The 5,899-nt window shown below is 32.2% G+C and carries 4 protein-coding genes and 1 pseudogene; 2 read left to right on the top strand and 3 right to left on the bottom strand.

The window, feature by feature from the left end; translation table 11 throughout:
- Together AC3DU7_RS19740 and AC3DU7_RS19735 are read right to left on the bottom strand one after the other, a co-directional pair.
- Window positions 1–1,310 (bottom strand): glycosyltransferase family 39 protein (locus AC3DU7_RS19740; protein ID WP_488041017.1); only part of this gene is annotated, 1,310 nt, incomplete at its 3' end.
- Window positions 1,311–1,606: 296 nt separating this feature from the next.
- Window positions 1,607–3,124: a DUF6798 domain-containing protein gene (locus AC3DU7_RS19735; RefSeq protein ID WP_488041016.1), complete on the bottom strand. Its 1,518-nt coding sequence runs from the start codon at window positions 3,122–3,124 to the stop codon at window positions 1,607–1,609.
- 305 nt (window positions 3,125–3,429) lie between these two features.
- Here AC3DU7_RS19735 and AC3DU7_RS19730 point away from each other — a divergent pair, with 305 nt between their 5' ends.
- Together AC3DU7_RS19730 and AC3DU7_RS19725 are read left to right on the top strand one after the other, a co-directional pair.
- On the top strand, window positions 3,430–3,975 hold the full coding sequence (locus AC3DU7_RS19730) for a hypothetical protein (RefSeq protein ID WP_488041015.1): 546 nt from the start codon (window positions 3,430–3,432) through the stop codon (window positions 3,973–3,975).
- 276 nt (window positions 3,976–4,251) lie between these two features.
- Window positions 4,252–4,824, top strand: a complete 573-nt coding sequence (locus AC3DU7_RS19725; protein WP_488041014.1) for a hypothetical protein — start codon at window positions 4,252–4,254, stop codon at window positions 4,822–4,824.
- Between the two features lie 247 nt (window positions 4,825–5,071).
- On the opposite strand, the pseudogene AC3DU7_RS19720 reads toward AC3DU7_RS19725, so the two are convergent.
- Window positions 5,072–5,899 (bottom strand): annotated as a pseudogene (locus tag AC3DU7_RS19720) (hypothetical protein); the annotation flags it as partial.

Here is a 5,899-nt window from a genome sequence, read left to right as displayed (position 1 = left end):
CTATATTTATGCCACCAAGTTTCTGCTTGGGAACTAATTCCACAAGATATTACTCCTACAGAAATTAGAGTAACTGTTACTATTTGCCAAAATTTATATTTAACTTGGTTACTAAAGTTGGTTAAATTAGTAGCCAAAAGATAAGCAACAGATATTTGAATTCCTAAGTAAGTAGGGATGAAATAACGAGGAATAGTTGAACGTTGCCCACCAAACATTAAATCGGGAATTATTAAAGTTATGGGAGTTAATAATATCAAGGTTAAAATGAACAGATTTACTGATTTAGGTGCATTCCGACAGATAAAATAAATTGAGTATATTACTAAGACTAAACTTATCAATAATAGATAGAGCCAGATTGTATCGATACCTAATAAAGCATCATTATCAAAAACAATATTTTTGACATCAAATAATCTTTCTGAAGAGCCAATTTGAATATCTAGAAAAGTAAAACCTACATTAATCAACCATCTTTTCAACAAGGTTAATAAAGGTGCTGTTCGAGATACCCATTTTGTGCCATCGAAATGCTCAATTATTACTATTAGCCATGGTAAAAAAATTATAAATCCAGAAACAGATGCTAGGAGATAAGCTTTGAATTTTTTAGTTAATTTGAGTTTTTCGATTAAAAGTATATATATTCCATGACCAAAGGCTACTAATATGGAAAAAAGATGAGTATATAAGGCAAAAATTAAACTTACCGTGTAAATTTGCCAGTTACGTTTAGTGGGGATTTTTATTGCCCGAACTAAGGCAATACTTGATAATAAAATAGCCACTGTAAATAAACTATAAACCCGTGCTTCTTGAGCATATAATACCGAAATTGGAGAAACTGCCGTCAGAGCGATCGCTATTTCTCCAACTAATGGTTGATTGAACAATTCTCGGCATAACCAGTAAATACAAGGAAATACTAATAAGCTGGTCAAAGCTGAGAAACTTCTGGTTACTGCTACAGAATAACCAAATAATTTTACCCACCATCTGAGCAGTACAAAATAAATCGGTAAATGTTCGGGGTTTTCTGTTGCTAAAGAGTTGATAGTATTAATGAAATTTTTATTAGGGTTAGTGCCTTGATACTGCTGAAAAAAGTCCCTACTAATTATGCCAGTCTCATCGGTTATATCCTCTAATTCGCCTCTAGTATAACCAGCAATTCTTAAGGAGGTAATTGTTTCATCGTACCAGTAAACTTTTCGATCAATATTTATGAATCTGAAACATATTCCTAAGATTAAGGTAATGGCAATAAATATTTTTAGCCAAGTAAAATAAGATTTTTTATAGAACATTAAATCAGTTATCAGTTATCAGTTATGGCGCTGTGCGCAGGCAATAGACAATAGCGGTCAGACCCCGCGTCGGCGTCAGACGCAAGGGAATGCTGACCAAGAGAGGCAATAGGCAATAGGGGGAATCAATTGCAGATAATATAAGACTTTTAGCTATTTGGCCACTCCTGTAATTTGTAAATATACCAGCGCTCATTGCTATATCAGTTATTAGGAAAGGCAGAGGGCATCCCCCCTACCCCCCTTTGAAAGGGGGGAAAAGGCAGAAGGGAATTGTAACTCCTGCCCTCTGCCTTCTACCTTCGTTCATACATCTTATATAAATTATCTATATAAGTTCTTTCTACTCCTGAACATTGAATAGAATCATCATTTTCAATAATTATATGAGTTATCTGATATTTATCAATTAAATTTTGCAAAGCCTGACATTTTGCTATCCCAGAATTATCATAAAATTGTTGTGCCATTAATAATCTATTGTGCCATTCAATAACTTCTGTATCTTTGTAGGGATGAGATTTAAGATTAATCAAAATTGGCGCACCTGTAGCAATTCTAAAGTCAACGAATTTCCCAGAAGCGTAAGGAACTAAATATATATCTCTAGCCTGTTTATTTTCTTTGACATATTCCATGATAATTGGCGTATCTTTTTGATTAATAGTTAGCTTTTCTAGTTGTATTCCCACTCCTGACAAGATGAACAAATATATTCCTACTAAAGTGCCAATTTCAAGCAGTTTTTTGTATTTCAGAATCTGGGGATAATATCTATCAAAAATAACAGTCACAATATAGGCAATTATCATACAAGTAGAAATCGGAACTAAAAAAGCAGATACTCGCCAAGGAGTAAGAAACGCCAAAGTATTACTGACAGAAATTATTTGAATTATTGTCAGAATAGTTGCTGTGGCAAAGGGCAAAAATAAGATAAAAAATAGTCTAGTTTTGCGGAGGAGATAGAGAGCGATCGCTACTACTAAGATTTGAATTGGGGCGGCGGGTTCAGTTAACCAAATATCGGGGAAGGAATGATGAGGAATTCGATTTACAAGTAAGCTTTCAGAAATTTGAAAAAGCTCTGGAGATGTGGGTCTAAAAGTAATAGTCATGTAACTGACTACTGGTAAGACAAAGATAAATGAAACGACACCTATTAATAATGATTTTTTGAGCTGATTTTCATTTTGATAAGTGAGAATCAGATAAGCTAAAGTTAGTAAAGCTGCGCTGGGAAGATATGTGGGATGAAAAGTTGCTGCTATCCCTAAAGCCGATACTGCTAAAAAAGGTTTTTTTCTGAGAAAGGCATAGATAGAAAAAATAATTAAAACTCCAAATGTACAGGGTTGAAAATAGTCACCAAGAATATATTGTTCGGCTAAACCATAGTGGAGATGTACATGAGTTTTAAAGTCAAATATTCTGATTTGTAGACAGTGAATAGTCAGGAGCAGGAGAAAATAAATTAGTAGTTTAAGTCGGGAAGTATTAATTTTGAAAATTACTGAGGCAATGCCAAGCGTACTGTAAATATAGATGCCAAAGATAAGGATGTAATAAAAGTAGAAAAAATTTTCATGGAAGTAAGTATAAGTGAAGTGAACTAAAAAAGTAAAAGCGGGTAAAGGGTCGAGTGTATTAGCTAACCAATCTTGGTTTAAATAACCTAAATCAGCTTTAGCTAATCCTTGTAAAAATTTAGTATGTTGATTTGAGGTGTATAGAGGGTCTTGAGTATAGGAAATTCCGAAAATTAAGCCTAAGATAAAAATTTGAGCTATGGAATTCAGGATTTTATTTTTCAAAGTGAGAATTTTCAGTATTTTACTTTTTAAGTTTAATTTAGAGATGAATCTTAATTCTTTTTCTTTTACTCTTGCCAAATTTTTTTTAGAAAACCCTAGAATTAAGTACATAGGCGCAAATAAACCTAACTATGTTAAAAAATATTTATGCAGCTAAAACCCTTGAAATTGCTTTTTTCAACTTCGTTTCAGTTGCAATGATATAATGACATTTAATTATATTTGGCTACTTAGATACATCATAAATTTACAAATTATTGTACACTTCTCAAGATGTATAGTAAACATTTATCTAATCATGGGCTATGTCAAAAAAAAAAGAGCTTGCTGAAACTCTATATAGTATTTTTTGGTTTGGAGTAGGATTATTTATTATATTTAGTTCTGAACTAATAATCCTCAAATGTCATCGTCTTCAGTTAAACCAAAAAGTAGCTTGCGAAGTTACTCATTTTACCTTAGGTAGAAAACACATCGATCTAATTCCTGTAGGAGAAATTCAAGGTGCTAAAATTCAGCGATGGGGTAAACGAAATTATAGAGTAATTCTTCTGACTATAAATGGTCAAATTCCCATACAAGATATTCTTTCTGGTTCGAGTCAAAAATTTGCTAGTCAAACAGCAGACCAGATTAATAGTTTTCTTAAGGAACCAGAACAAAGATCGTTAAAAATACACCAGCATCCTAACTGGTTTGCAGTCTTCTGGGGAGTTATATCTATTAGTTTACCTATATTACTACTTGTGTTTAAATTGCTTGATTTTAGAGATAGAAAATCTAACATTCGGAAAATACAAAGAGAAGTTTCCTCTCTCGACTATGAGGATAAAAAATCAGATATAAGTTAGCTAACAGAAAAAGATAATACTAGAAAATTTGCACTATATTGTAAGTTTATTTAGAAGTTAATGTTAATTTATGTTACACAAAAACCTAGAACTATATACCTCATTAAACAATAAATTTTTGTATCCGCTCAATAAATGGGGGCGGACTACCAGTTTAGGAAGGATTTTACGCCATTTGAGGCTTGCCATTTACCGATTTACCCCGGATTATTGAGCGGTTACAAATTTTTGTATAATGTTAAAGAAGTCTACTAAATATTTATCTGATGATTAGCCATGTCAAAAAAAACTAATATTTATGAAACTATAGCTGTGATTTTATTCATTCCATTAGGGTTTTTTTGGATGTTTGTTTTGATATTTGGTTCTGAATTAATAATTCTAAAATGTAATCGTCTTCAGTTAAACCAAAAAGTTGCTTGTGAAATTACTCATTTTGGCTTCCGTGGAAAACGTATTACTGAAATTATTCCAGGACAGCTTCAAGGTGCTAAAGAAAGGCTAATATATCGTGGACGAAAGGGAAAAAAGAGTAGATATCAAGTATTTCTTTTAACTGAGTATGATGAAATTCCAATACACGATACTTTTTATGGTCGGAGTGGATCAGTAGCTAGTCAAAAAGTAGACCGGATTAATAATTTTCTGAATAACCCAGAACAAATGTCGCTAAAAATGGTACAGTATCCTCACATTATGACAATCTCTTTCGTAATTATGGTTGTTATTTTGCTTATATTATTATTGGTATCTATATTGTTGGGGTTTAGAGATAATAAATCTAGAATCCGGAGAATTAAAAGAGAAATTTCCTACCCTTATCATGAGGATGAAAAATCAGATTATTGAGCGGGGGAGTAGGGGAGTAGGGGAGTAGAGGAGAAGTAAACATAAGAATAATTAACAAGTTAGTTATTGTTAATTATCAAAAAAGTTATTTACTTAGCGCGTTAATTACTTAATAATTGAAGTTTCACCTAAGTTAAGCATTCTTTTTGCACACTTGGTAGAAAAACTTGATGCATTTAAGACCAGATTTGGTATTACTTAATTTTTTGTTTATAAACAGCTTCTAATTTCAGTTTTTTTTGATTACTTATTCAATCAAAATACATTTAGCTTCTAAAACCCATAATTTTTCTGTTTCCAAAACCGAACATTTGTCTATAGTGCCAACTATGGCAGGAATAGTTCCATTTTGGAGATTAATTCCAATCAGATTTCCCATTTGATGATACCACTGTCTCAACCAACGATTCTTCAGGACATATTCTGGCATAAATGCTTGACGGTCTAAGATTAAAAAATCTATTTCATAAGTATTGATAAAATCCTGAATAAATTGAATATCTAAATGGTACTGAGCAAAAATAAATTCTGTAGCTCGTTGTTTAATTTGATTGTAATAACCGAGATGATAAGGAATGGCATATTCCCAAGCAAACAATACCGAACGTTGAGAAAATGTAGGGATATAATTCGCCTCTTCTGAAAGAGAAGCAATGAGAATATCTTTTGGTTGTTGAGCCAAAAATTCATAAACTTCTGGAGATTTACCTTTTTGATAATCAAGGTCATAAAAGTTTTTCCACAAGCTAAAATTACCAAGAAGTAAAATCCCTAAAAATACAATAAAAATTAATCCTGAAATTCTTCTATTTTTGTCGGATGGCTGTTGAATTACCCACTGAAAGACGGCATCTAAAATTATGCACAAAACAATGGCAGTGGCTATAGCTAAAATTATCCGAAAACTATGATTTGTGTAGCGACTTGGTAAATGTAATTTGAATAATAAAAGATGAGCTGTCACAAATAAGACTACACCAGCAAAAAAAATCTGAACTAACAATTTAATATTCGGTGTTATTTGTTGAGTTAGAGGTAGTCTTCTGAGAAAAATTCTTGCCGCATCAAAGTTATG

Source organism: Okeania sp. (assembly GCF_983059655.1).
Note: the sequence above shows the minus strand (reverse complement) of the source record. Positions and strands in the feature narration are given on the sequence as shown.